We start from the raw sequence: 24,567 nt of genomic DNA on the forward strand, positions 1-24,567 counted from the left end.
TCATGTTAACGAAACGGCAACTAATGTTGATGACTGCCCTGCTTGTAACGCTATGGCTTACATGGCAAAGCAGTAAGCATGAACAATCTATAGAAATATCACAACCCACACGTGTATTAAACACAGTGCAAACAGATGATAAAAAACTTGTAAGTAACAATACTAAGCTCATATTAAAAAACAGAGACTTACCTGACAGCAGTGAAAATCTATTCTCCACGCCAATAAAAGCATTACACCAAGCAAGTAATGCTGCATTTACAGCGCCTAAACCAGTCGCACCTCCGCTACCTTTTAAGTATCTAGGTCGCATGCTTGTTGGCACTGGCAGCGGCGTGATGTTGAATGTTCAAGGTGAAGTGATGCCTATCCAGCAGGGTGATGTGTTGCTAGGGCTATATAAAGTGCAAGCTATATACGAAAACGCTGGATCGCTGGAAATTCAGTTTTTATATTTGCCCCTGAATCAAATGCAAACGTTAAGCGCACAAACAGGAAGTTAGGGAAGTCCATATGGAAAATCTAGCCATGAAAAATACCAAATTAAAAAGAATAGGCCTGTACTTACTTATTTTGCAGTTCACTGCCTGCCAAACACCAGTACCAAAACTTCTACCTGATGTGCATGTTGATAGCCGCCTACAAAGCCCTACTCATGCCGCGCAAGTGCCAGAAAAATTAGCGAACATCGCGGAACGCGAGCAAAAAATCAATGCCTTGCTGGCTGATGAGAATGAAGCTTGGCAACGTGATGACTACGATGCGTTAACGAAAATCTATGAAGCATTAGCGCAATATGACCCTGGAAATTTACGTGCAATACAAGGTTTCACTATGATAGAAACCGCCAAGAAACATGATGCCATGATTGCTGAAGCGGTCAACTTAATGAATAAAAATGAAGCCAGTGATGAACTTGCACTAGCTAAACTACGGCTAGTACTATTAGAGAGCCCGCAGCACAAGAAAGCTTTACCGCTCTATAACGCTTTACTTGCCAAGCAAGCTGAAACTAACAAGGCTAAAACAAGCAAAAAGTTAAGTTTCAATCAGCCTATCACTATGGAATTTAGAGATGTGAATCTTAAAATGATTTTTGAGTCACTTTCCAAGACCACTAAAGTCAATTTTATACTCGATAAAGATGTGCCCAGCGACCAAAATGCCACCATATTTTTAAAATCTGTGCCTTTTGGCGATGCGCTAGATTTGTTGCTGGAAACCAATCAGCTAGAGAAAAAAGTACTAAGTGAAAACTCCGTCATTATTTACTTGAACGACATATTGCACCAACGCGATTACAAAGATTTAAGTGTGCGTAGCTTTACTCTGGATTATGCCGATGCCAAACAGATGAGTACCATTTTGCGCACTATGCTCAATATGCGTAACATGGAAATTGACCCTAGACTGAACACCTTATTAATCAAAGACTCTCCCGAGATTTTAGCGCTGGCCGAGAAGATTATTTACGCACAAGATAAGCCTGACCCTGAAGTCATGCTTGAGCTGCAAGTCATGGAAGTTAAGCGCAGTTACTTACAAAATCTAGGCGTTAACCCTATTACTGGCATTAGCGTACCAGTGCCATCTTCTGGCATATTAACAGTGAAAGATTTACGCGTATCAGGTAATTCATTAGTGGTGAATGGTATACCAGGCCTAGTGTTTGACGCAACCAGTGGTGACGTTAACTTACTGGCAAACCCAAAAATTCGGGTTAAAAATAAAGACACCGCAAGAATTCATATAGGTGAAAAAGTACCTGTCTTCACAGCCAATGTGGCCTCCACTGGCGTAACATCACAAACCGTACAATATATTGATGCTGGCTTAAAACTGGAAGTTGAGCCAACCATTAGCGCTGCAGATGACGTCACTATTAAAATCAACCTAAATGTTGGCTCAATTGGCGATAAAGTTGTTGCTTCTTCTGGGGCTAGCCAAAGTATTGCCTTTAGAGTTGGTACTCGGTTAGCCACCACGCAATTGCGTTTACACGATGGTGAAACGCAAATTCTTGCTGGCTTAATCGATGACCAAGATCGCAAAAACGTGAGTGGCATACCCGGCTTATCTAAGATTCCATTGCTAGGTAAATTATTTTCAAACCAAACTGATGACAAAGTTAAAACGGAAATTGTCTTATCAATCACCCCGCACATCATTCGTCAACGCACGCCACAACAAGCACACGAGGCCGATATTTGGACAGGCTCAGAAGGTCAAGTCGGCCGTCATTCTCCATCGCCAGCTTTTGCTGATGGCGTAGCACCATTTATGGTGCCAAAACCACCACCATCCGCGGCTCCCGCAAGCCGTGATGATACGCCAAAGAATATCAACCTAGCTTTGCCGCCAGGATTCTCGCTGGGTGGTGGATTGAACGCAGACCAAAAATCCGCACCTATCACTAAGCCCACGGAATAAAGTCTCAATGACCCGCGTGGCTAGAAAAACAGGCGCAATTAGACAAATATACGGCTTCTCTTACGTAGAGCTGGTATTTGTCATTGCAATACTTGCTTTGCTAGCCGCTGTGGCAACGCCCTATCTTGAAAAAAATATTCAGCGGAAGAAAGAGCTAGAGTTAAAACAGAGTTTACGTGAAATACGTATCGCAATAGATGAGTATAAAGCCGCGTCTGACCAAGGTAAGGTAAAAAAATCTATAGGTGACAGCGGTTACCCGCATCATTTAGAAGATTTAGTCATAGGAGTGGAAGATATCACCGATCCACAAAAGAAAAAGTTGCGATTCTTAAGAAGACTGCCAGCTGACCCCATGTATCCTAAAGATCAGCATCTACCATTAAATAATGAAATTAAACCGGCAGACACTTGGGGCAAGCGCAGTTACGCCAGCGATGCTGAAAACCCACGCGAGGGTGATGATGTTTACGACATTTACTCACTGAGCAGCGATATCGGCTTGAATGGGGTCGCTTATGCACAGTGGTAAACTATTCATCAAAAGTAGCGAAAAAGGCTTTACTTTCATTGAGTTAATGGTGGTAATGGCGATTATTGCCAGCATCATCTCCATCGCCATGCCGCGTTATTTTGACGGCTTAGAGCGAAGTAAAGAAACCGCTTTAAAACAAAATTTAAAAGAAATGCGCGAGGCGATAGATCACTACCATTCAGATAAAGGTGACTATCCTGCTAACTTACAAACCCTAGTATCAGAGCGTTATTTGCGATTCATTCCTGTTGACCCTATTACTGAAACAAGTGATAGCTGGCAAGTAACTTCGCCACCCGATAATAGCAACCGGGTTTATGATGTTGCAAGCGGTGCAAGTACAAATGCGCGAAACGGGCAAGCATACAATACATGGTAAACAATACTCATCATGACGGGTTTGCTTACATAGGTGTGCTTTTTTTAGTAGCAGCCATATCAGTGAGCATGGCGGTAGTCACGCAAAATGAAGATACTCAAATTAAAAGAGAAAAAGAACAAGACTGGCTATTTATTGGCAATCAATATCAGCGCGCCATAGAAAGCTATTACAAGCAGTCACCTAATGGCATCAAGACACTACCAACCAAATTAGAAGATTTGCTGTTAGATAGCCGCTTTATTTCGCCAGTACGGCATTTGCGAAAGCTATATGGTGACCCTTTAAATCATCAACAAAGCTGGACTTTAGTCAAAAATTCAGATGCGCAAATTATTGGCGTATATAGTCAATCGCAAGAAGTATTGTTATCAAAAAGAAATATTCCAGCAGTAGTAGAGAATATTGATATAGAAAACGTTGACTCTGAAAATCCAAGATACGTAGATATTCAATTTGTGTTTCAGCCTAAACAAGTGACTGACAAGACCAATACAGAGGAAATATCAGAGAATAATAATGAAAATCTAAAAGCTAATGACATGGAGTAAACAATATGACGCTCACTAATCAGTCAGTCGCAGTCTTAGAAAAAAGTTGGCATAGCAAAATTTTAGAACAAGGTTTTGATCAGCTTGGGCAAGCCGTGATTATTGTCTCTAGTCGCAGTGAAATACTGTTTGCATCCAAAGCAGCTGAAATGCTATTAGAAAATAATAACGGATTAAGTGTAGTCAATAATAGTTTGTTGGCCGACTTAGTACCAGACAACTTAAGGTTGCAAAAAGCCATTCAAACTGCGATTGACGCACAACTTACCCAAGATACTTCAGTTGGACTTTACATACACCGCAAGCAACAGCCCAAGCCTTATTATTTATCGATAAGCCGATTAAAAAAACAATTAGATGAAAGACGCGAAGGCCATAGCGCCTTGATTATCATTAAAGATTTAGAGCTTAACTATGAGCGTTGGGCGGAAAGATTAAAAAAAGGGTTCAATATGTCACCCAGAGAAATCCAATGTGTAGTACTTCTCACTGAACGCAGAAGCGTGCAAGAAGTAGCTGAAGTCATGGAAATTTGCACTGAAACGGTCAGGCAGTATTTAAAAAGCGTATTTAAAAAAATGGATGTGCGCAAACTGCATGAGTTAGTCAGCTTGGCTTTGGAGTATCGTAGAAATAGGTAGTTGAAAATAAACTAAGATCAGCAAAGTATCCATCTTAAAAATTTTACAACTTATTCAGTTTTAATTAATTTGGTCGGGACAGCAAGATTCGAACTTGCTACCCCATGCCCCCAGAAAGGTACCAACATGAATCTATGGACTTCACCCGCTTTAGTAGACGTTTATTGACTTCCACTTTGTAACTTTTCAAACGCCATCGGGCTCAGTTGATTAAGATGACTGTGCCGACGCTTACGATTGTAAAACACTTCGATGTATTCAAATATCTCTGATTTAGCTTCCTCTCTAGTTACGTATATTTTACGTTTAATGCGTTCTTTCTTTAAACTACTAAAGAATGATTCAGCAACAGCATTATCATAACAATTGCCACGACGACTCATACTGGGCTCTAGTCGGTTATCTTTGCACCACCTAGTAAAGTCACCGCTACCAAACTGACTACCTTGGTCTGAGTGAATAATGACACATTGCTCTGGCTTTCTTCGCCATACCGCCATTGTTAAAGCATCTAATACAACTCCCGTTGCCATAGAGGGCCTCATTTACCAGCCGACAACTGACTGGACTCTGAGTAGGCGTTAAACAGTTAGTGTCATGTATCTACTTTTTTAGGCCACTCATATTATGCAGGCACAATCCTATAAATCTTATCCTTATTCATCACATCAGGGCTTGGTTAATGTTTTTTCATCTGGGCTAAGGTTTCGTTGCAAATAGCATCTTGATGAGTATCAGCGATTTTACCTGGATCAAGGAAAGGGATGATGGCTGCAAGCGGATTGATTAAACTTAATAAAATACCCCCTACAACACGCGCACCTATAGGTGCAACATCTGGGGATACTCTCGGGTTAAGAAAAGTACCAGTTACTTCAATAGGAGACCGCACTGTTAAGGGCGAGAAGTTTTTGGGTTCGGCTGTCATACGTAAATCAAGCTTTTCCTCACCCATATTGATATTGCCATTTAATACAATAGTGGTCACTGGAGTGTCGATTAAGGCGACATTGGATTTCATAATCCCATCATTCGCTTTGAAATTCATGACGGCACATTGCATTTTCAGATTTTGGTCACCTTTTATCAAAAGACCAACAGCTTGCGCAATATCTAACCCAACAGCCTCAACAATCAAGTGCGATATCTCTCCATTACGTATATAAAGTGAGAGATCGCCATTGAGTGAGCGCAGTAACTGCGCCGTAGAGTTTCCTTTGCCCTTGAGCTTAGCCTCACCATTTAAAAAGCCCGTTACATAAGCGAGAGATGTTTCAGATTTATTCTTTTGCTTAGCGTCTTTTTTTCGCGCATCTGAAATTGTTAGCCACTTTTCTAGATTGATATTCTTAACTGCAACATCGATGCCCCAATCAGCTTTGATACGCTCAAGATTTTTTTCCTGTTGTGGATTTGCGACTTCCTTTTGCTCGTGAGCATCTATAAAGACTTCGCCTGAAATACTGCCTTGAGCAGTTCTAGCATCAATTTTGGCCAAAGATAATTTATTTTTATTGAGGTTTAAACTTGCTTTTAGAGGAGCAAGCGGTTCACGAAAAGCTTTACCTAGATCGACATAATCGATGTTAATAGCGATTTCGGCATTCATGCGGTTATAAGTAGCGAAATCCAATGGCTGGTCAGGAAATATACGATCCCTTTTGGAGGTGTCCATACCGGTGCTACCAAAGGCCGGCGCCAGATCTGCCAATACAAAACGCTTACCTGTAAGCTGACCCTTCAATACAGACTTATCTGGACGGGTGTCATATTCAAACTTGCCGCTTAGATCACTCTGACCAATACGGGCTGAGGCAACATCGATTAGCCAGACTTCGTGATTTCTCTCTATTCCCCCACTAATTTTGAAGGGTGTAGTACGAGGAAGCGTAATACTAAGTAGATCACCCAGCTCGCCTAGGGAGGAACCATTAATCGCTAATTGACCTTTAATATTTTGTTCGCCAAAAAGGTCGTATACAGTACCGTCGAAACTTGCATACACTTTCCCGTACTCAAGCCAGCCTTTTGAGGAAACAGGTGCTGAGTTTTTATCCTGAGAAGCGATAGGCAAAAAGCCCTGCGTAGTTAACTCACCCTTTAACTTACGCTCGCGAAAATCCCCTCGCACCGCTACTTTTGAAACTGGGGAAGTATTTTTCTGGCCTTCATCAGTACTAAATTCAATGATCAGGTCAGCCTTGGTCAGGCGATCGTCAACATAAGCCTGCCCCTCGCGAATCAACAGCGACTGAATCAATGGAAAAGGTCGGATAGGATCTGTATCGTTTTTATTAAACTGCCACGTTGATTTACCGTCTAAACCCCGACTAAAGTGTGCATCAATATGTTCTGCTTTAATTGATTTGATGACATAGGGGCTACCAGTTTCAATGCCCCATAAATCACTGTAGCGTAATTGGAGTTCGAGGCCTTTTGCGCTGGCAAGATAAGGTACCTTAAACTCAGGTGGCGCTGAGATACGAAAACCTCCTGCATTAAGTTTTAAACCACCTATTAGTTTTAATTTAAAAGGGGCATCAATATTCACGGTACGCTCTAACTTATTTTGCATGAATCGCTGCAATGGAGACCTGAGAAAAGGCCACCCAATAGCTTCACAAAAAGCAACAACCAGCACCAGAGCCAAAACGATGGCGCCGAAGATTCTAGTCTTATTGCTTGTAGTTTTTCTGATGTCTAGCATTGCATGTCCTGTCTTGGCTTTTTAGTGCAGTTTAATGAGTGACTACGCTAAGATTTGATTTTATATTTTTATCCGTCTTAGCAAGCTTCCGCAGCCAAATGAGTCAAATGGACTGATGCTAATAGCTTGAGGTAATTATTGATAATTGATGAGAGTCTTATTGCAAAGGATTGCCAACTCTTCAAGCAATATTTGAACAGCCTCGTTAGCTGCAACAACGCCACCGTAAGGATTGTCAGTTTTAGCTGTGACGACTGCTTCCAATTCGCGTACAAATACTACTTGATGTTTAATATTGTCAATTAGCGTGACACGAAGCGTGAACCTCTCACTACTTTGTGGACTAAAAAACTCTTGTTGCAATCGTATAATCTGAGTATCTAACGAATAGTGACTATTTGCCGTGCTGGGAGTCAGTGTCACTGCACTAAAGAGGCTTTTAGCTTTGAGTGTATTAAGTATTAACGGAGTTAACATACGGGCTGGTGTATCGATCCATTGGTTATGCGCAAAATACTCTAGCTTATATGGCACGCGGCTATAGACCATTCGAGCACTGTCAAATCCCGCTGCTGCAGTGCTTAAATTAACAACCAAAGTTGCTTGAGCTGATTTCTTTGCCGCTTGAGCATCTTTCGATGCTATAGCGTCATTTTCAATTGCTTTGTCTTCTAGCTTAGTCCCATTCAATATGTAAAATGATGGAAGCTCTGTCGCTTTTGGTACCAATTGACTACACCCACTAATAACAGCAGAAGCGACAATCAAACAGCTTATCAATAAACTCTTTTTCATGGATTTTGTTCTTTTATAGAAGATTCACCAGGCCCTTCAGGCACAGGACTAGGGCCAGCGATAAAGCCAGCGGGGTTACGTTCAGCTTGTTCACTAAACCGTCTTAAAGAGGCTGAAAGTACATTAAGCTCTGCAATCAAGTTATGTATTTCTGGTGTTGTTTCGGTGATAAATTGATGAGTATCTCCTCCCAACGTTTTAGCTGCTGACCCTACATCACGGCTAGCGCCAGCAGTATCGTTTGCCATCAGTTGCACAGCTTTAGCACTTTTCTCGACATTAACTATCAAAGACTCAAGTTTTTTGCTTGCCTGATCAGTATTAGCAAATGTACTTGCGGCACTTTTCATGCCTGCATCTAGGCTATCTTTTCTCTGTGCGATGGTATGTGAAACAGCTGCAATATCTGACAGTGCACTAGAAAAAGCTTTAACATTTTCTGGACTGTTGATTCCGTCAAAGCTCCCTGATAGATGCTCTAGCTTTGCCGCTACACTTGATAACAAGCTTTCTAATCGAGTGCTTAAAGAAGGTATCGTTTTAATTTCAGGATACGGTTCACCTTCACTTGCAACTAAAAGCGGAGAGTGTGTATTACCACCACTCAACTCAATATAAGCGATGCCAGTCAAGCCTTGCGTTTTTAAAGTCGCCAAAGTATCTTGTTTAATCAGCGTTCCACGCACGATTAACAGCTCAAGCCTCACTCGTTGCGGGTTTATCGGATCAAGAGAAATGTTGCTCACTCTCCCTACATCGACACCGTTGTATTTCACTAAGGCATTGGTACTGAGCCCTGCGACAGATTCATTTTCAATCGCTAGATAGGTGTCATACTTCTGCTTATTGATACCACCAGAAGCAATCCAAAGTATGCCCGCAATTAATATAGTGCCTAGAATGAGTACAAATGCCCCTACTAGAGCGTAATTTACTTTATTTTCGATGATAGCCTCGTTCTGCATTCAGTTAGTTGTATGAGTTTATTCATTGTTATACTTTCAATTTATCTACCGGCAATTTATCAACTAGCAATTTGTCATCCAGTTGACTGGCCATTGGTTCTTTGTGATTAATTTTCTGCTCTTGAGCATAAGCAGATCTTCCTCTTGCACCATCAAAAAACTGCCTGACACTAACAACTTTTGATTTTGAAAGCTCCAACATTGAGCCCAAGTCTTCAACTTTAGTGTTTGCAAGTACTGCCACGCGGTCAGAAACTTGCCATAAAGTATCTAAATCATGCGTCACCATCAAAATCGTTAGCCCAAACATGTCTCTAAGCTTCAGGATTAGCACATCAATCTCACCGGCACTGATAGGGTCAAGCCCAGCTGTCGGTTCGTCTAAAAAAAGCAACTCAGGATCTAAGGCCAAAGCCCTTGCAAGGGATGCTCGTTTTAACATTCCACCACTAAGTTCAGATGGATATAACCCAAAAACACCTGATTCCAAGCCAACCATAGACAATTTCCATGTAGCAAGCTCATCGATTAATGCATCTGGAAGGTCTGTATGTTCGCGTAAAGGCAAGCCAACATTTTCGTGTATCGTGAGCGATCCAAACAAACCACCATGTTGAAACATGACCCCCCAACGTTGCTTAAGTGCCTGCTCTTGCGCTTGAGTAATGGTTTCAAAATCATAACCAAGTACTTTAATTTTCCCTGCGTTAGGATGGTGCAAAAGCATCATCTCACGTAACAAGGTCGATTTTCCTGAGCCACTGCCGCCTATAAGCGCAAAAATTTCTGCACGCTTAACCTCAAGACTTACTCTTTCATGCACAATATGTTGTCCAAAGCTGGTTGAAACATTGCTTAGTTCAATGACAATTTCCTGTGATTGCATATTAGTTAAATTTTAAGAATACTGAACAATACTGAGAATAAGGCATCCGCAACGATGACCAGAAATATTGACTGCACTACACTGCGCGTGGTTTGGCGGCCTACATTGTCTGCCCCACCTTTGGTCCGAAATCCCTGAAAACATCCAATCATAGTAATGATGATGGCAAAGACAAATGCTTTGCCAAGGCCAACGGTATAGGTGGTCATCTCGACGGCTTTCACTAACCTACCAACAAAATCAACAAAGCTAACATCAAGTTGCGCGCTCGCAGTGAGCATGCCACCAAAAATACCTAGCATATCTGCCCAAACCGTTAGTAATGGTAATGAAATAGCAAGTCCGATCAATTTTGGTAAGACCAACATTTCCATGGGCGCAATACCAAGTATACGCATAGCATCAATTTCTTCAGTGACAGACATCGTGCCTATTTGTGCGGCATAAGCCGACCCTGAACGACCCGCAATAATAATGGCAGCAATTAATGGTGCAAATTCACGCAGCATCGAGATTCCAATCAGATCTACTACGAAAATATTTGCCCCGTAGTGCCTCAATTGGTCAGCACTTTGATACGCAACCACAACACCCAATAAGAATGCAAGAATTCCTACGATAGGAACTGCATTCAACCCAGCCTCACGAATATTAAATAAAATTGGACGCCATCTAATCCGTTGTGGATCTGCAAAGCTAGCTAAAAACACTGAAGAGACTTCCCCAACAAAGCTTAGTAAATCCTTAGCTTCTTTTAAAGCCTCTGTGGTAGCCATTCCTATATGCTCTAGAAGAGTTGGAGGTTTTATCTCAATATTATTTTGTGGATTGGCATGGTGACTAAATTCATAAGTAACAACTTTAAGCCGTTCAACAAACTCAGGTTTGAACCCTATTAAGGTAATGCTGTTTCCTTGAGCTTTTAAGAGGCTAAATAGTGATTGCATTACCCAAGCGCCAGACATATCTAAAGCCTCTACCCCAGAACCATCAGCAACGATATTCAATTCAATAGTAGTCGGTATAGCGTGAATTTTCTCCACGATATTATGCAGGGTAGACGCAACCCATGCGCCTGAAAGCGTGAGATTAGGCAATGCATTCATTGAAAATGCGGCTGAATTTTTAGAAACAATTTTCATTAGTACTAATGTAATTAATCACCAGTCCATTGTCTGTGCGTTATCGAACAAAGCAAAACCACATGTAATAGAAGATGTGTTAATTAACTCTTCGCGTCGGCTACGCTCTTGAGAGGATTTGCAGCTACCTTATCCAGCTCAAATTGCTCTTGTTTCAGTTGCTTTAAACTGCCAAAACGTAAAGCATATTGTCGGGTAAATTCCGCACCCAGAAATAAAATCTGGGCTGAATAATATACCCATAGCAATATTGCAATCACTGAGCCAGCAGCCCCAAAGCTTGAGGCAACAGCGCTTTTGCCGATATAGAGACCGATCAGGTACTTACCAAGCGTGAATAAGCATGCGGTAAACATAGATCCAATGGCAACATCTTGCCAAGATAGCCGCTCATCTGGCAGCATTTTATAGATGACTGCAAACAGACACGCAATCACGCAGAATGAAACAAATGATGTCAATGTTGTAAATAACAGTGCCGAACTACCCCATAGACTGCCTACATATTGTTCGAACACGCTCAACAAAGCACTGACCACTAGCGAGATTAAAAGTAAAAATGCTAGCACCAATACCAGTCCAAACGACAGCAGTCGGGTTCTAAGCAAGATACTCATCGCTGAAAGCTCCGATTTTGGCACACCCCATAACTCGTCTAAGCTGCCCTTCAGTTCAGTGAATACGCTGGTTGCTCCTATTAACAACAGTCCGATAGCCACTACCGTAGTCAGTTGCCCACCGACAGGATCTCGCGCAGCGGCCAATATCGCTTGTATGGCTACAGCGCCATTATGGCCAACTAAGTTTTCTATCTGGTGAATGATCTGCCCTTGTGCAGCCTCATCGCCAAAAAAGAATCCAGTCACCGCAATTGTTAGGATTAAGATTGGCGCAAGGGAAAATAGTGCATAGAATGCAAGGGCCGCCCCCTTGCTAGCCCCTCGGTGAATTATCCATGAACTAAAAGAATCTATAAAAATTCCCACCACCGCTTTAAGAAATTTCATCTTAATGTACCCTTAAAAAATTATGTCGGTAGACTTCCCACAGATAGGTAGGAATTAGATTCTTGAGTCATTTGTTCGCTTACGCACATACACATCATCGAAAAATTGTTATTTTCGGGTTTAATCTAACTTCAGAGAGTATTTAAAAATGAACATCATCGTAAATTTAATAGTGTATCTAGTTGTTTTTGGGCTTATTTGGTGGCTGGTCAGCATGTTGCCCCTGCCTGCACCTGTTGCTCAGATTGTACGTGTCCTGTTTCTTGTGTTGCTAATATTGATTATTTTGTCAGCTGTAGGAATACTTCCAGGTGGCTATTTACCTCCGATACGCCTTTAATCAGATCATCTTTTAAACTTCTTAGTTACAAGCATTTATGTGCTTTGTAACTAAGAAGTTTAAAATTCATGCAATACATTCTGCACTCTAGGCTTAAGATAATCTCCATTTAAGAAAATGCTAAATCGCTATTTGACGCCCCTATCTAATACTCGGTAATCTCAGAAATTCCACCTTTGGCTGAAAAATCTACCTTTACTGACTTTTTTTGCCTGAGTAGAGTTAAATGAGAAACTTCTAAATTATATTTTTTCGCAACCTCACCAACACTCAACTCATTATTATCTAATCGCCTTAGTTTATTTTTAAAGCGCATGCGATTAACTTCTGCCCAGCCAATTAAAATAATGCTGATGATCAAAATAATTGCAGAATACAATCCCAACTTATCGACCAGACTTTCATAGCCATTGAACTCTATCATATTGATATGGAAAAGCTTTACGCCAACCAACCAAACGACTAGGGTAATCAACGGCACCCACAAGTAAATATAAAACATCCAAAAAAAGAATGTGACTGACTTCCAACCATAACGTTGCGTCATTGACTGTAACTCAGGTCTTTCTATGATTAAGGCATTTTTCATAACATTCTCTCTTTTTGGTGTATACCCCGATCAGGGCTTGTCCAAGTGGCACGTTTGTTGCGATCTTTAAAAAAGGCAGTTGGCAAACCAACTACAGTCGTTGCTACTGATAACATCCAAAACAACATGGGATACCAAATCATCCAGTAATAATATCGGCGAATTTTTGGCTCATAGCGACTATCAATAAATAAGCTAACCGCAAATTGTAATAAGCAAGTCACTGCAAGCAAGGTACCGTTCCACCCCGGCACTATAGAAGTCACTTGAAGATAGGTCGGTAAATCGACAAACTTACCTAGCGCCCATAATATAAAAATCACACACATTAAATACGCCCAAAAGATACTCACCACTAACTCAGTATAAATTGGCCACATGCGACGTTTTTTAACATCACTAAAAACGTCTATGAATTTGAACAGCACCTCTGCCCCGCCCTGCGCCCAACGGACGCGTTGTTTCCACAACCCTTTTAAAGTTTCAGGCATCAATATCCAGCAAAGTGCATTTGGCTCATATCTCACGTCGTAGTAATGAGTCTGCATTTTCCAGCTAATATCAATATCTTCTGTCACCATATTGGTACTCCAGTAGCCCACTTGGTGTAATGCAGATTTACGGAATGCGGCCACAACACCAGAAACGGTAAACACGCGACCATAGACTCGTTGTGCACGTTTAATCAGCCCAATCACCGCAGAGAACTCCCCTACCTGTAACTTTCCTAGTAAGGTAGAGCGATTACGAATTCTTGGATTTCCTGTCACAGCGCCAACTCTAGGTCCTGATAAAAAGTGGCGCATCATCCAAGTAATACAGTTGGGATCAAGCACTGCGTCACCATCAATACACACAAGGTACTCACTTGAAGACATCATGGTGCCAACCGTTAACGCCATCGCCTTGCCTTGATTACTTGTGAGCTGTACAGCTTTCACATTGACGTGCTTGGCAGCAATATCGTCAATGATTGCAGCAGTATCGTCGGTACTACCATCATTGATTAAAATGATGTCGTAATTTGGATAATTAAGTTCTAACAGTGCGCCTACCGTTTCATATGCATTAGCACCCTCATTAAAGCAAGGCACTAAAACACTGACAAATGGATACTCCGTTAGTACTGGAGGATCATCATATAAAGGTTCTTTACGCTCTTTACTGATGTAATAATAGAGCGCACCGACCATCCACAAATAAGCCATAAAAAGTGGATAATAAAACGCGAACCCAAATATCCATTCTGATAAATTCTGATACCACATATTAACTTTTACCCTTAAATAGCTTCATATTTTTCTGATTACTTATCCTTGGGCAAATAGGGAAAGTCTCGAGATGAGATGTACGGACGAATAATGTCCATATCTGGATGGTTATTTAAAAAATCATCTGGGTAGTATCCAACATGTCTGGCACCTGCATTGCTTAATACTTGAAATTGCTGTTTTAGAGTATCTGAAGCTAGATTTCGGTTTGTATTCCAATCTTTAGCCTGGAGCTCAAACACGGTTTTTTGCAGACCAATTCGGCTTTCGCTTACTTTAACGACTAAGGCTTTCAACCATGCATTAGCGTTCTTAGCATCCTCCATATAAGGCATCGCCATCACAGCCGTGTAATCATATGTGGCTAGAAAACTCTCATAGTTTTGGCTTAACCAGCGCTCACTATCTGGATTTAATACTGCCGATGCATATATGTTTCGTGCGGTTTTAATTTCTGGTTGATACTGACTAAGTATCTTGGCCAACTCCATAGTAAAGTCAGTTAACTGCTTACTCTTTAAAGCTATTAACTTGTTAGACTCAACTGGATTTTTATTGATCTCTGCAACACTTCCAGCCAGTTTGAAATCCTTTTGGTAAACCGCACGCGCATACTCACTATCGTCTTCGTCCTCAGATAATGTTGCATCATCATGAAACAGAATCCCTGAGAACTTAGTGTAAGCGCCCAAATCACTGTAGATATCTTTAATAATTTGCCTCGCTTGAACAGAATATGGCGATAGACGTTTATATGATTTTTTATCAGCTAAAGGTTTAGCTGAAACCACTTGCAAGGAACTTTGCAGTTTCTTATCTTTTAATTCAAATGCCAGCACTGGCATCCAAGCATAAACTTTCACATTAGCTCTAGTCATTAGTTGCCAAGACACACGGCTAAATATATCGGCGCGCATTTCAACATGCCGATTTGGAAAATAAAGTGCCTCCGCAACACCATCTCCATTTAAGTCTGAAAATGCTTGAAGATAAACCGTCGTTGGTGCTAATGAATTTACTCTATCGATTAAAGTGTCGATATTTCGATTCATTTGCTCCGTGTTTTTGTCATAGACGTAATCCAGATCAATATGCATTACCCGCTGCTTATCAACCGGCAACTCGTGCTTATCAATTTCAGATAGTCGTATTTCTGTTGGATTAGCGCCTATTAAAAAACGACCCGTTTGCACCGTATTATTAGTGCTATCTTGCACTTCATCATTCAGAGTGAGTGTAATTGGCATGCCCGTTTCACCAGCTAACTTAGTAGCAGCCTCATTATAAGCACCATATGGCCACACCATTACGCGCGGTGACTTTCCGCTAATTTTTTGGATATATTGATTGTTTTTAATAAAATCTTGCTTGATGCGATTCAGGTAATCGTCTTGAGTTTCATAACGGTTTGTCTCCGCGTTATATTGCAAAGTCACAGCCGCAGGCATTTTATTGCCTTGTGGATTAGCCATCACTCCATGATGTAAATCATAGGAATGTGATGCGAACTCCACCAAGCCTGAATCAGCCATTTCTTTGATTTGTTGCGTAGTCAGGAAATGTTCACGAGGGACTTGTTCATCTCCATACAGCACCGTCTTTCCATTTTCAACTTGCAACCAACTGCCAACTAAAGCAGCAACTGCAGGGAATTTATATAACTTTAATAAAGGATATACGCGAGAATAAAAGCTTTCATAACCATCATCAAACGTTAATAATATGGCCTTTTGTGGCAAAGCTTTTTTACCTGACTTAGCATCCAGCAGATCATCAATGCTAATTGGATGGTAGCCATGCGCTTGTAACCAAGCAAAATGACGTGACATATTTTTAGTTGAGATTGTGGTGTCTTCTTGCTCCAAGTCACCATCTACACTATCTTTCACGTCATGGTAACTAAGCACTTCGAACGCCTGCCCAGCTGGATTAATGCCAGCTGCGTAGGCTGACACATTTAGAAGCATAAGCAGTATGAATATATATTTTTTCATCATTAGAACAGTAAGTTTAATCTAGCAAAAAATTGGGTCGCAGTTTCGCTCACACCGTCATATGGATGACGACTTCGCTCAACGCCATAGTCAATCTCAAAAGCATCATCCCACTTGAACTGTTGTTCATAACTCACAGACCAAGTTGACCCTGTACCAAAGTTTTTTTGCCAGTACTGCCCTGCACCAACCTGCAAGCGATGACCAAATGAACGCTCATAGCGGCGCCACAACGTCAATTCATTGTCTAAAATGATCTTAGTATCAACATCACTAGCTGGATTAAAATATCCAACGTCCACTTCTTTGTTGTGTGAAGTATCTACGAGTATGTGAGCGGTTAACTTATAGTGAGGTTTTGTGATCAGTCGTCTATCAAAACCCATATTGATCATTTCGCGTTGATTGCCATCATCCATATTCATGTAACCAGCTAATATAGAAGCACTGGTTAAGTCGCTCCACCGATAAGTGCTACTGACGTTAACTAAGTCTCCACTCGTACCAGTTCTTAATCCACGCAGCGGCATTTGGCTAGAATTTATATCTAACAGCGAGGCCAATGACCAGTAATCATTCACACGGTATTCGGCAGTTAAAGTGGAAGTGATGCCATTATTTGTTGGAATTGCTTGGCTAACTGCGCCAGTTAAACGCCAATCTCTATTGGTGTATTCCAAACCGAAGCCTGGAAAAAATGCATGCCCTACACCTTCAGGATAGTTTGCATACTCATACTGAGTGCCCAAAAATGCACGATAGTTGTAGTCAATTGGGCTTGAATATAAAACAGCACTTAGACCTTTACTACGGCTACCTAAAGCCGAACCTGACGACTGGCTAGTAAAGGCATCCATAGTGAGTTGCCGACGGTTATGTAATTCCAAACGTCTGTTAAGTTCTTGGACAGATGCATTTTCAGGGTAATCATTGACTAAGGACTGTATTTCCGCCTCGGCAACTCGCCAGTCGCGTAAATCCAGATGTGAGTTAGCAAGAATAGTTTTTGGCAGTATCTCGCTAGGGTAATCGTGAGTAGCTTTTGACATTTGCAGCGCCGACTTTTCTGGCCATCCACGCCAACGCCAAACTTCAGCTAGACTTGCCTCGACATCATGATTCATAGGCCCTGTGTTACTGAGTGCTTGGAACTTTGCTTCTGCCCCAGCCAAATCATCACCATAAGCAAGTAGATAGGCTGCTTTACTATCGATCTCTAACTTGGTTTCATTTGGTCTGATGACAGGATTCTTTGTTCTAGCTCTGTAGCGCGGAACGTCTTTTGACAAGCTGTCGATCAGACTATTTGCGTCATCAAACCGTTCAAGCTCAACCAACGTATAGAACTTCGAAAACTTTGTTTCAATATTGCTCGAGTCTTTAGCAATCGATGCATCGTAAGCTTTAAGTGCTTCTTCTGGCATGCGTTTATACAGATAGGCATCACCAGCAGCGCTTAAAACATAAGCTGGTGTATTCACTTGAGCCCGAACCAACTGTTCATATTGATTAATCGCTTCTTGCATACGATAGCGATTACGCAGCGCTACGATGCGATCAAATACTAAGTTTTGGTTCTTATCTAAGCCTAAATCAAGCGTATTCCAATCACAATGGCAAGCCCCATCAAGCTTTGCTAGGGCTTTGTCTGTATCAGCAAAACGATTAGCAGGATCTTTTACGCTATATAGACCCCAAGCAATATACAGCGCCGCTGCATCATTATTAATTTTATCAACTTCATTTTTATCGACCGCATCTGGATACTTCTCTACCAACATCATTGCTTGTGTCGTTGCGCCCGCTTCTCGTGCCGCAATAATTAGCGCTCTCGCCGCATCTTTATCTTTATTATTTAACTCAAGAATATGAGTGTTGGCATCGATGACTATCACAGGCTGCTGAGCCTGCTGACCTAAATAAGATAAGGCTCGATAAACTTCAATATTGTTAGGATAATTTTGACGCAATGCTGATAAATTTGAACTTGCGACATCAAACTCACCTGCATCAATATGTGTCAGCACTTTGCCTAAAACTGGGTCAAGATTATTTGGTTCACGCTGTATCACTAACTCATATAACTGCAACGCTTGTACATACTTTCCCGTATCGCGTGCGGCTCTTGCCAGTGCATTTACGCAATAGGTTGGGGCCGTGTTGAGATCAATCGACTTAGCTAAATTCAGTGCTTCTAGATTTTTCTTTGCCCAAGTCAGCACAACAATATAATCAGCTTTTATGCCAACGTCATCTGGGAAATCTTTTATTAATTTTTCAAAGGTAATGAATGACTCATCAAAACGACCTTCTCTAGCAGCAACCAGTGCTAGGCGGCGACTTTCACTCACACTTGTACTGAGGCTATTGTTTTCAACTGCAAATAATGGCGTAGAGTAATTGAATAGCACAAACGCCAAAAACAATGACTCAAAAAATGACTTATTTATGTACTGAAAAACTTGGTTCCGTTTAAATAAATACAATTTTTTAGTTACTCCAGATGCGTAAAATTACTCATACTGGAGAACTAAACTCAACCTAGAGACCAAAACCAGAAGACATCAGCCTAAGTTAAATTGCGCATCCACAATATTCAATAAAAATTAACTACTTATTAATAATGCTAACGGTAGGTATAAAAATATCTTTCTCATACCACGATGCGTATACTAAACTAAATGTATAACTGGCTTTGTACGCTATCGAACATACGTACTTAATCAAACGTTTATAGCTTTGCAATATAAATAATGACGAGGAGTAATCATCCGTAACGTTACGGCAATTTACTGTGTCAAAAATAAGGAACATGTGTGAATCAAAAAGTTAACCAAGCGTCAGATAGTGAATCCTCAGCAAATTTAGCAGTACTGCCTGAGAACGATTCAATTCAAGTAAAAAACGTGGCATTAGTTATTCTGACGACTATTGCTGTGATTTTTGCTTTGGACTGGGCACAAAATTTCGTCATTACGCTACTGTTTGGAATTCTTCTGTCCTACACGCTAAATCCACTAGTAAAATGGCTGGAATACATCAAAATACCGCGCATTGTTGGTTCTTCCATCGTCATACTAACGCTTATATTGAGTATTGGATTTGCGGGCTTTACGTTACGAGGGCAGGTTCAATCTATCATCGTCCAGTTGCCCGAAGTCACAACTAAGCTCACCGCTGCTTTTGAAACTAAGCGTGGAGAGCCGCTGACAGATATGCAAAAAGTACAGATAGCTGCAAGCCAGGTTGAAACAGCAACCAACTCAGTAACGAATGCGGTTGCAAGTAAGAAAAGCTCCTCTATGCATGTCGTGATTGACGATCATAAATTTAAAATTGGTGACTTTCTATGGCGAGGTTCTTTAGGCATATTTGGGGTTGTCGGAGAAGCAATTACCATGGCTTTTCTTGCATATTTTTTGTTGCTATCAGGAGATACGTTCAAACGGAAGTTAGTTCATCTTACTGGACCATCATTGTCACGCAAAAAAATTACGGTACATATCCTCGAGGACATCAATAACTCAATTCAACGTTATATGTTTATGCTGCTGATCACTAATGTGATGGTCGGTCTATCAATGTGGGTGTTATTTAGAATGATTGGCTTAGAAAATGCTGGTGCATGGGCTGTATTTGCTGGTTTTCTTCATGTAGTTCCATATTTTGGTCCTGTTGTAACAGCTGGAGCAACCGGAATAGCTGCTTATATGCAGTTCGGCTCTACCTCTACGGCAGTTTTGGTTGCTGGAATGACTATGCTAGTAGCAACAATAGTGGGTGTTTTTTTAACCACCTGGATGACTGGTCGGATTGCCAAAATGAATTCTGCAGCTGTATTCATCTCACTTTTATTTTTTACGTGGCTATGGGGGGTGTGGGGAATGTTATTAGGCATTCCTCTTATCGTCATAATCAAAGTAATCTGCGTACATATTGAGCATTTACAGCCTGTTGCAGAACTTTTAGGTGAGTAAGCGGCTCAGTCTTATGCTCTCATCTATTTTTCATACTCACTAAAAGCTAGTATCTTCTGAATTAAAACTATTCAACTTTTTGAACTGAAACTTGGACATTACTCAGCACATGAAAAAACAGAGAAACTCAGAGTCGTCCATACCACCAACCAATACGACAGTTTCATTGTCTAAGGTTTTAAACCATAGCGAAACAATAAAAGATACGGTAGCCGAGTGCGTAGAAGAGCTGTCTTCGGTTAATCTTGTACTAAACCAAGAGTTTGCAAATCAAGAAACCAACATAGAACTAGAAAATGCACTTGAAAAAAGTGATGCTGTTAAAGATAAGGTTGAAGACGTCGCAGAGCAACTCACAATAGTCAATGAAGCGCTTGCAGACGAAATTATAGAGCGGGAGCGATTAGAACATCAGTTAGTCTCGGTCATGGCTCAGGAAGAGTCCGCACGCCATGACGCATTCCACGACCCTTTAACGGGCCTTCCAAATCGAGTTCTGTTTAATGATCGACTTGAACACGCACTGGCGCAGGCTAAACGATACAACTGGACTTTAGCCGTCATGTTTATGGATCTTAATAAATTCAAAGAAATCAATGATATTCATGGGCATAGTGCGGGAGATGTTCTTTTGCAAACCATATCAAAACGGTTGTTAGATATAACGCGCGAAGATGACACTGTTAGCCGCCATGGTGGAGATGAATTTCTTTATTTACTCATGCAAATAGAAAATGAAATCGATATTTCTTTGATTGCAAAAAAAATCATCAATTCAATTGAGCAACCTTGCAGTTTGGAGGGGCACGATATCGTGATTAGCCCAAGTATTGGAATATCAATTTATCCTAAAGATGGAGACTCCTCTGAAGCACTTATCAAATCTGCAGATAAGGCCATGTATCAAGCCAAGCAAAAGAAATCTGGATTCGCTTATGCTTGAGCTGATTTCTTGCGAACCGAAGATTATCCACTTTTGAGTCATAGCAAAAATCAATGCAAGGATATGACTTCGAGTTAATATAAATCAGATAAGACACAAATCTCGCTTTTAAAATCTCTAAGGGCTGAAATCAAGATTCATTATGACATGGCTTAAATGCACTCTCATCGCAATCGGCTTGCTACTTGGAATGGCTTTGATCCTGCCATATTTTATTGCGTTCAATGATTACATCCCAGACATTGAAAAAGCAATTTCTACTGAACTTAAAGAACCCGTATCGATAAAAAATATCAGATTTTCACCTTTACCAAGACCCCATCTTACTGTCGATGGCATATCGGTTGGGACCAACGAAGATATTAAGTTGAATAAAGTCGTTCTAATACCAGATATTTTTTCACTGCTGCAGTCCCCAATAGTCATTAAGAGCATAGAAATCAACTCACCGATTATCAGTCAGCAGGCCTTTAGCAAAGTTTTAGAATTAAGTAAGACTAATGCCGATCCTGCATCGCAGAAGTCTTCACCAGTCAGAGTTGAGAATATCCATTTTATTAATGCGCTGATTAAGTTTGGCAAAGTGAACTTTGGCCCGTTTGACTCACGTATTGATTTAAATAACGATGGCAAATTAGTTGAAGCCTCGATTAAAACATCAGATGAAGCACTTAGTATTTCCATCAAACCAGACCAATCTAGCTATTTAATTGATGTGTATGCCAAACAATGGATATTACCAATAGAACCTCCATTATTACTAGATGAATTAAATATTAAAGGCGTTGCAACAAGCAATGATGTAAAACTCAGCAAAATCAATGCGAAGCTTTATGATGGCTCAGCCAGTGGCTCAATTTCATTAAGCTGGTTCAAGGAATATAAACTCAATGGTAATCTGGACATTAACCAAGTTGAGATGCAAAAAATTGCTTCAATGCTATCCTCCAAAACTCACTTTAGTGGAAAACTTGAGGCAAAACCGATTTTCTCAGCATCAGCGAATACTGCAGATCAACTCATTAACAGCTTACACCTTGTAACCCCCTTTAAAGTTCAAAGCGGTGTACTCTACGGCGTAGATATTCAAAAGGCTGCAACAAGTATCATCAAGAGTGGCTCAACAGGTGGAGAAACTCGTTTCGACAAATTATCCGGACAGCTTGTCATGGCACATAATAGCTACCACTTTACACAACTAAAAATCGCTTCTGGCACACTAGCTGTCGATGGCAATGTTAACATTTCAGCTAAAAAAGAACTGTCAGGGCGCATCAATGCTCAGGTAAAAGCAGTTGGGATTAGCACAGAGGTGCCACTAAATGTAACTGGTACGGTTGAATCGCCTTTACTATACCCAACAGGTGCAACAATAGCTGGCGCTGCATTAGGAACTGCCATAATGGGGCCGGGGGTTGGCACTTCAGTAGGTGCAAAAGTTGGCGGCTGGGTCGACAATATGTTCGGTAGAAAATGAGATCAACTACTGAAAGCGATATCATCTAGACTTCAAGTCTAATCAGACAATCATTACTTAACTCGGGAGTCTATGATGATTGAACGTAAAGACAGCACATTTGATAAGGTCGTTAAGTTAGGTCTTGCGCTCTCACAAACTAAGCAGTTTACAGCAGCTGACAAAATAGCTGGTTTGGACGATTCACGATGAACCTAATATAGTCAGCGTGGTTCGCTAGGACTCACTCATAGCTATAGCAATTAGTCATCAAAGGCGAGGAAGGCTATTGAGACTCCTTATCTTGACCCCAGTGAAACTTATGCATGATGCGGTGCACTATTGGCGCTAAGATGAGTCCTGCCACAATAATGAATACCAAGCCTGCATAAAGCGCATATATACCAGCAAATAATTTTCCAGCGTTCGATACTGGTGCGTCTACAGGTCCCATACCGCCCAAGAGCATTGCCGTATTTAGGAAAGCGCTACGCCATGATAGTTGCTCGTAGTGCTCATAGCCAGCCATTCCAATAATTAAAGACAGGCATAATAGGGCGAGTGCAACAGCTGCGTGAAGAAGCATTCGTTTGAAGAAAAGCTTTGTGGAGATAGGTGAATGTTTTTTTTGCTCGTACATGGGCTCGACCATTGGGTTGGATACTAAAACTTTAACACTACATTACACATTTATTAAATTAAAACCGGGTTTTAAATGCATCAAATATTGCGCTACCACCTCAACTTGCGCTTGTTTGGGATTATGTCCAGCTCTTGATGCCCTAAAACTTAGACTAAGCTACCAAATCCGCGTAGTAATCACAAGTGCTAGCATAGGTATATACGTCACCCTAGTACAGCAGCGACAGCGGCAACGTGCTAAACAACTCATAGGAAAATACTTTATAAGCTTCAGCCTTCCGCTCCTCTAATCGTTACCCTAAACACGACAAAACCCTTAAATGCACAAAAGCCAGCAAAATAGCTGGCTTTTATATTATGTAGCTCATTGATTAAATGTAAAATATTGGTCGGGACAGCAAGATTCGAACTTGCGACCCCATGCCCCCCAGGCATGTACGCTACCAGGCTGCGCTATGCCCCGAACCTATGTTGTAACTAGCTTACAACAAGACAGCCATTATATCGTAAAAGGTTGGTGGCAATAAAAGACGTTTAGAAATAAATCTGTGTGTACTTAAGCTGATACTGCTGGACGAAGTAAATTTAGAATTTCTAACAGTTCAGCTTTAACTGAAGTGAAATCAAACTCTTTATTATTAACAGATAATGAAGAACTCAAATCTGATTGTGTAGGTGACTGCACTGTATCGGCTTTAATCTCAGACTCATCTGGACCATCAAGACGATTACGTGCTCCGCTGATGGTAAAGCCTTGTTCGTACAACAATTCGCGAATACGGCGAATAAGCAGTACTTCGTGGTGCTGATAATAACGTCGATTACCGCGACGTTTAACAGGTTTAAGCTGAGTAAATTCTTGCTCCCAATATCTGAGCACATGGGGCTTCACACCACAAAGCTCACTAACTTCACCAATGGTAAAGTAGCGCTTTGCTGGTATCGGCGGTAACTGCACTTTTATATTGTGTTCACTCATACTGTTAAACTTGTTTAATCATTCACTTAGTTAAGGTAATTTGCTTCTACTTTACTTTTTAACTTTTGGCTTGCATGAAAAGTCACTACACGACGAGCTGTAATTGGTATTTCCTCGCCAGTTTTAGGGTTGCGACCTGGGCGCTCAGATTTTTTACGTAATTCAAAATTACCAAACCCTGATAACTTCACACTATCACCAGCTTCTAACGCAATACGCACCTCTTCAAAAAATGCTTCAACCATATCTTTGGCTTCACGTTTATTTAACCCAACTTGCTCATAGAGTAAATCAGCAAGTTCAGCTTTTGTTAATGTCATACCCACTCCCATTTCATT

Annotated in this window: 23 protein-coding genes, 1 tRNA gene and 1 pseudogene; 10 read left to right on the forward strand and 15 right to left on the reverse strand. The window is 41.0% G+C overall.

Translation table 11 applies throughout. The features are described from left to right. The first annotated feature begins 2 nt into the window (after nt 1–2). The 6 genes from M301_RS14245 to M301_RS08795 are packed head-to-tail and all read left to right on the forward strand — an operon-like array spanning nt 3 to nt 4,536. A complete protein-coding gene (locus tag M301_RS14245) occupies nt 3–503 on the forward strand; it encodes a hypothetical protein (protein WP_148218592.1) in 501 nt (166 codons plus the stop codon). 10 nt (nt 504–513) lie between these two features. Next, nucleotides 514–2,430, forward strand: coding sequence for a secretin N-terminal domain-containing protein (locus M301_RS08775; RefSeq protein ID WP_013148415.1), 1,917 nt, complete (start codon nt 514–516; stop codon nt 2,428–2,430). Nucleotides 2,431–2,437: 7 nt separating this feature from the next. Continuing rightward, nucleotides 2,438–2,962 carry a type II secretion system protein gene (locus tag M301_RS08780; protein ID WP_013148416.1) on the forward strand — a complete coding sequence of 175 codons (525 nt, stop codon included), beginning with the start codon at nt 2,438–2,440 and terminating at the stop codon, nt 2,960–2,962. Continuing rightward, nucleotides 2,949–3,344, forward strand: a complete 396-nt coding sequence (locus tag M301_RS08785) for a type II secretion system protein (RefSeq protein WP_013148417.1) — start codon at nt 2,949–2,951, stop codon at nt 3,342–3,344. Before M301_RS08780 ends, M301_RS08785 begins: the two co-directional genes overlap by 14 nt. Next, entirely contained in the window at nt 3,338–3,895 is a 558-nt protein-coding gene (locus M301_RS08790; protein ID WP_013148418.1) for a hypothetical protein, read from the forward strand. Before M301_RS08785 ends, M301_RS08790 begins: the two co-directional genes overlap by 7 nt. Nucleotides 3,896–3,900: 5 nt before the next feature. After that, a complete protein-coding gene (locus tag M301_RS08795) occupies nt 3,901–4,536 on the forward strand; it encodes a helix-turn-helix domain-containing protein (RefSeq protein WP_041359409.1) in 636 nt (211 codons plus the stop codon). A gap of 161 nt (nt 4,537–4,697) precedes the next feature. On the opposite strand, the pseudogene M301_RS08800 reads toward M301_RS08795, so the two are convergent. From M301_RS08800 to M301_RS08830, 7 genes and pseudogenes are all read right to left on the reverse strand, one after another. Next, nucleotides 4,698–5,102, reverse strand: a pseudogene (locus M301_RS08800) (IS3 family transposase); the annotation flags it as partial. A 113-nt stretch (nt 5,103–5,215) separates the two neighbouring features. Then, entirely contained in the window at nt 5,216–7,243 is a 2,028-nt protein-coding gene (locus M301_RS08805) for an AsmA family protein (protein WP_013148419.1), read from the reverse strand. 135 nt (nt 7,244–7,378) lie between these two features. Further along, nucleotides 7,379–8,038 (reverse strand): ABC-type transport auxiliary lipoprotein family protein, encoded by a 660-nt coding sequence (locus tag M301_RS08810; RefSeq protein ID WP_013148420.1) that lies wholly within the window; start codon nt 8,036–8,038, stop codon nt 7,379–7,381. Then, a complete protein-coding gene (locus M301_RS08815; protein ID WP_013148421.1) occupies nt 8,035–9,003 on the reverse strand; it encodes an MlaD family protein in 969 nt (322 codons plus the stop codon). The genes M301_RS08810 and M301_RS08815 overlap by 4 nt, the downstream gene beginning before the upstream one ends. A gap of 28 nt (nt 9,004–9,031) precedes the next feature. Continuing rightward, complete coding sequence (locus M301_RS08820; protein ID WP_013148422.1) at nt 9,032–9,889, reverse strand: ABC transporter ATP-binding protein; 858 nt, start codon at nt 9,887–9,889, stop codon at nt 9,032–9,034. 5 nt (nt 9,890–9,894) lie between these two features. Continuing rightward, nucleotides 9,895–11,031, reverse strand: a complete 1,137-nt coding sequence (locus tag M301_RS08825; RefSeq protein WP_013148423.1) for an MlaE family ABC transporter permease — start codon at nt 11,029–11,031, stop codon at nt 9,895–9,897. Between the two features lie 83 nt (nt 11,032–11,114). Then, entirely contained in the window at nt 11,115–12,038 is a 924-nt protein-coding gene (locus M301_RS08830; RefSeq protein ID WP_013148424.1) for a YihY/virulence factor BrkB family protein, read from the reverse strand. Nucleotides 12,039–12,186: 148 nt separating this feature from the next. On the opposite strand from M301_RS08830, the gene M301_RS14830 reads away from it, so the two are divergent. Further along, nucleotides 12,187–12,378: a Thivi_2564 family membrane protein gene (locus M301_RS14830; RefSeq protein ID WP_013148425.1), complete on the forward strand. Its 192-nt coding sequence runs from the start codon at nt 12,187–12,189 to the stop codon at nt 12,376–12,378. A 145-nt stretch (nt 12,379–12,523) separates the two neighbouring features. Here M301_RS14830 and pgaD read toward each other — a convergent pair whose 3' ends face one another. Genes pgaD through pgaA form a run of 4 tightly spaced genes read right to left on the reverse strand, consistent with a single transcriptional unit; the run spans nt 12,524 to nt 18,643 of the window. After that, nucleotides 12,524–12,967: a poly-beta-1,6-N-acetyl-D-glucosamine biosynthesis protein PgaD gene (gene pgaD / locus M301_RS08835; RefSeq protein WP_013148426.1), complete on the reverse strand. Its 444-nt coding sequence runs from the start codon at nt 12,965–12,967 to the stop codon at nt 12,524–12,526. Then, nucleotides 12,964–14,235: a poly-beta-1,6-N-acetyl-D-glucosamine synthase gene (gene pgaC, locus M301_RS08840; protein ID WP_013148427.1), complete on the reverse strand. Its 1,272-nt coding sequence runs from the start codon at nt 14,233–14,235 to the stop codon at nt 12,964–12,966. Before pgaC ends, pgaD begins: the two co-directional genes overlap by 4 nt. A gap of 38 nt (nt 14,236–14,273) precedes the next feature. Then, nucleotides 14,274–16,193, reverse strand: a complete 1,920-nt coding sequence (gene pgaB / locus M301_RS08845; RefSeq protein ID WP_238524625.1) for a poly-beta-1,6-N-acetyl-D-glucosamine N-deacetylase PgaB — start codon at nt 16,191–16,193, stop codon at nt 14,274–14,276. Between the two features lie 41 nt (nt 16,194–16,234). After that, nucleotides 16,235–18,643, reverse strand: a complete 2,409-nt coding sequence (gene pgaA, locus M301_RS08850) for a poly-beta-1,6 N-acetyl-D-glucosamine export porin PgaA (RefSeq protein ID WP_238524626.1) — start codon at nt 18,641–18,643, stop codon at nt 16,235–16,237. Between the two features lie 405 nt (nt 18,644–19,048). On the opposite strand from pgaA, the gene M301_RS08855 reads away from it, so the two are divergent. The 3 genes from M301_RS08855 to M301_RS08865 all read left to right on the forward strand — a co-directional run bounded on the left by M301_RS08855 (nt 19,049) and on the right by M301_RS08865 (nt 22,629). Beyond that, entirely contained in the window at nt 19,049–20,209 is a 1,161-nt protein-coding gene (locus tag M301_RS08855) for an AI-2E family transporter (protein WP_013148430.1), read from the forward strand. 109 nt (nt 20,210–20,318) lie between these two features. Continuing rightward, nucleotides 20,319–21,152, forward strand: coding sequence for a diguanylate cyclase domain-containing protein (locus M301_RS08860; RefSeq protein WP_013148431.1), 834 nt, complete (start codon nt 20,319–20,321; stop codon nt 21,150–21,152). Nucleotides 21,153–21,294: 142 nt separating this feature from the next. Beyond that, on the forward strand, nt 21,295–22,629 hold the full coding sequence (locus M301_RS08865; RefSeq protein WP_013148432.1) for a hypothetical protein: 1,335 nt from the start codon (nt 21,295–21,297) through the stop codon (nt 22,627–22,629). 265 nt (nt 22,630–22,894) lie between these two features. Here M301_RS08865 and M301_RS08870 read toward each other — a convergent pair whose 3' ends face one another. From M301_RS08870 to M301_RS08885, 4 genes are all read right to left on the reverse strand, one after another. Then, nucleotides 22,895–23,194 (reverse strand): hypothetical protein, encoded by a 300-nt coding sequence (locus tag M301_RS08870; RefSeq protein WP_238524627.1) that lies wholly within the window; start codon nt 23,192–23,194, stop codon nt 22,895–22,897. 442 nt (nt 23,195–23,636) lie between these two features. Continuing rightward, nucleotides 23,637–23,713: transfer RNA gene (locus M301_RS08875), tRNA-Pro, on the reverse strand. A 93-nt stretch (nt 23,714–23,806) separates the two neighbouring features. Next, a complete protein-coding gene (locus tag M301_RS08880; protein ID WP_013148435.1) occupies nt 23,807–24,229 on the reverse strand; it encodes a MerR family transcriptional regulator in 423 nt (140 codons plus the stop codon). Nucleotides 24,230–24,255: 26 nt separating this feature from the next. Next, nucleotides 24,256–24,549, reverse strand: coding sequence for an integration host factor subunit alpha (locus M301_RS08885; RefSeq protein WP_013148436.1), 294 nt, complete (start codon nt 24,547–24,549; stop codon nt 24,256–24,258). Nucleotides 24,550–24,567: the final 18 nt, after the last annotated feature.

It is taken from the genome of Methylotenera versatilis 301, from assembly GCF_000093025.1.
In the GTDB taxonomy this organism is placed as follows: domain Bacteria; phylum Pseudomonadota; class Gammaproteobacteria; order Burkholderiales; family Methylophilaceae; genus Methylotenera; species Methylotenera versatilis.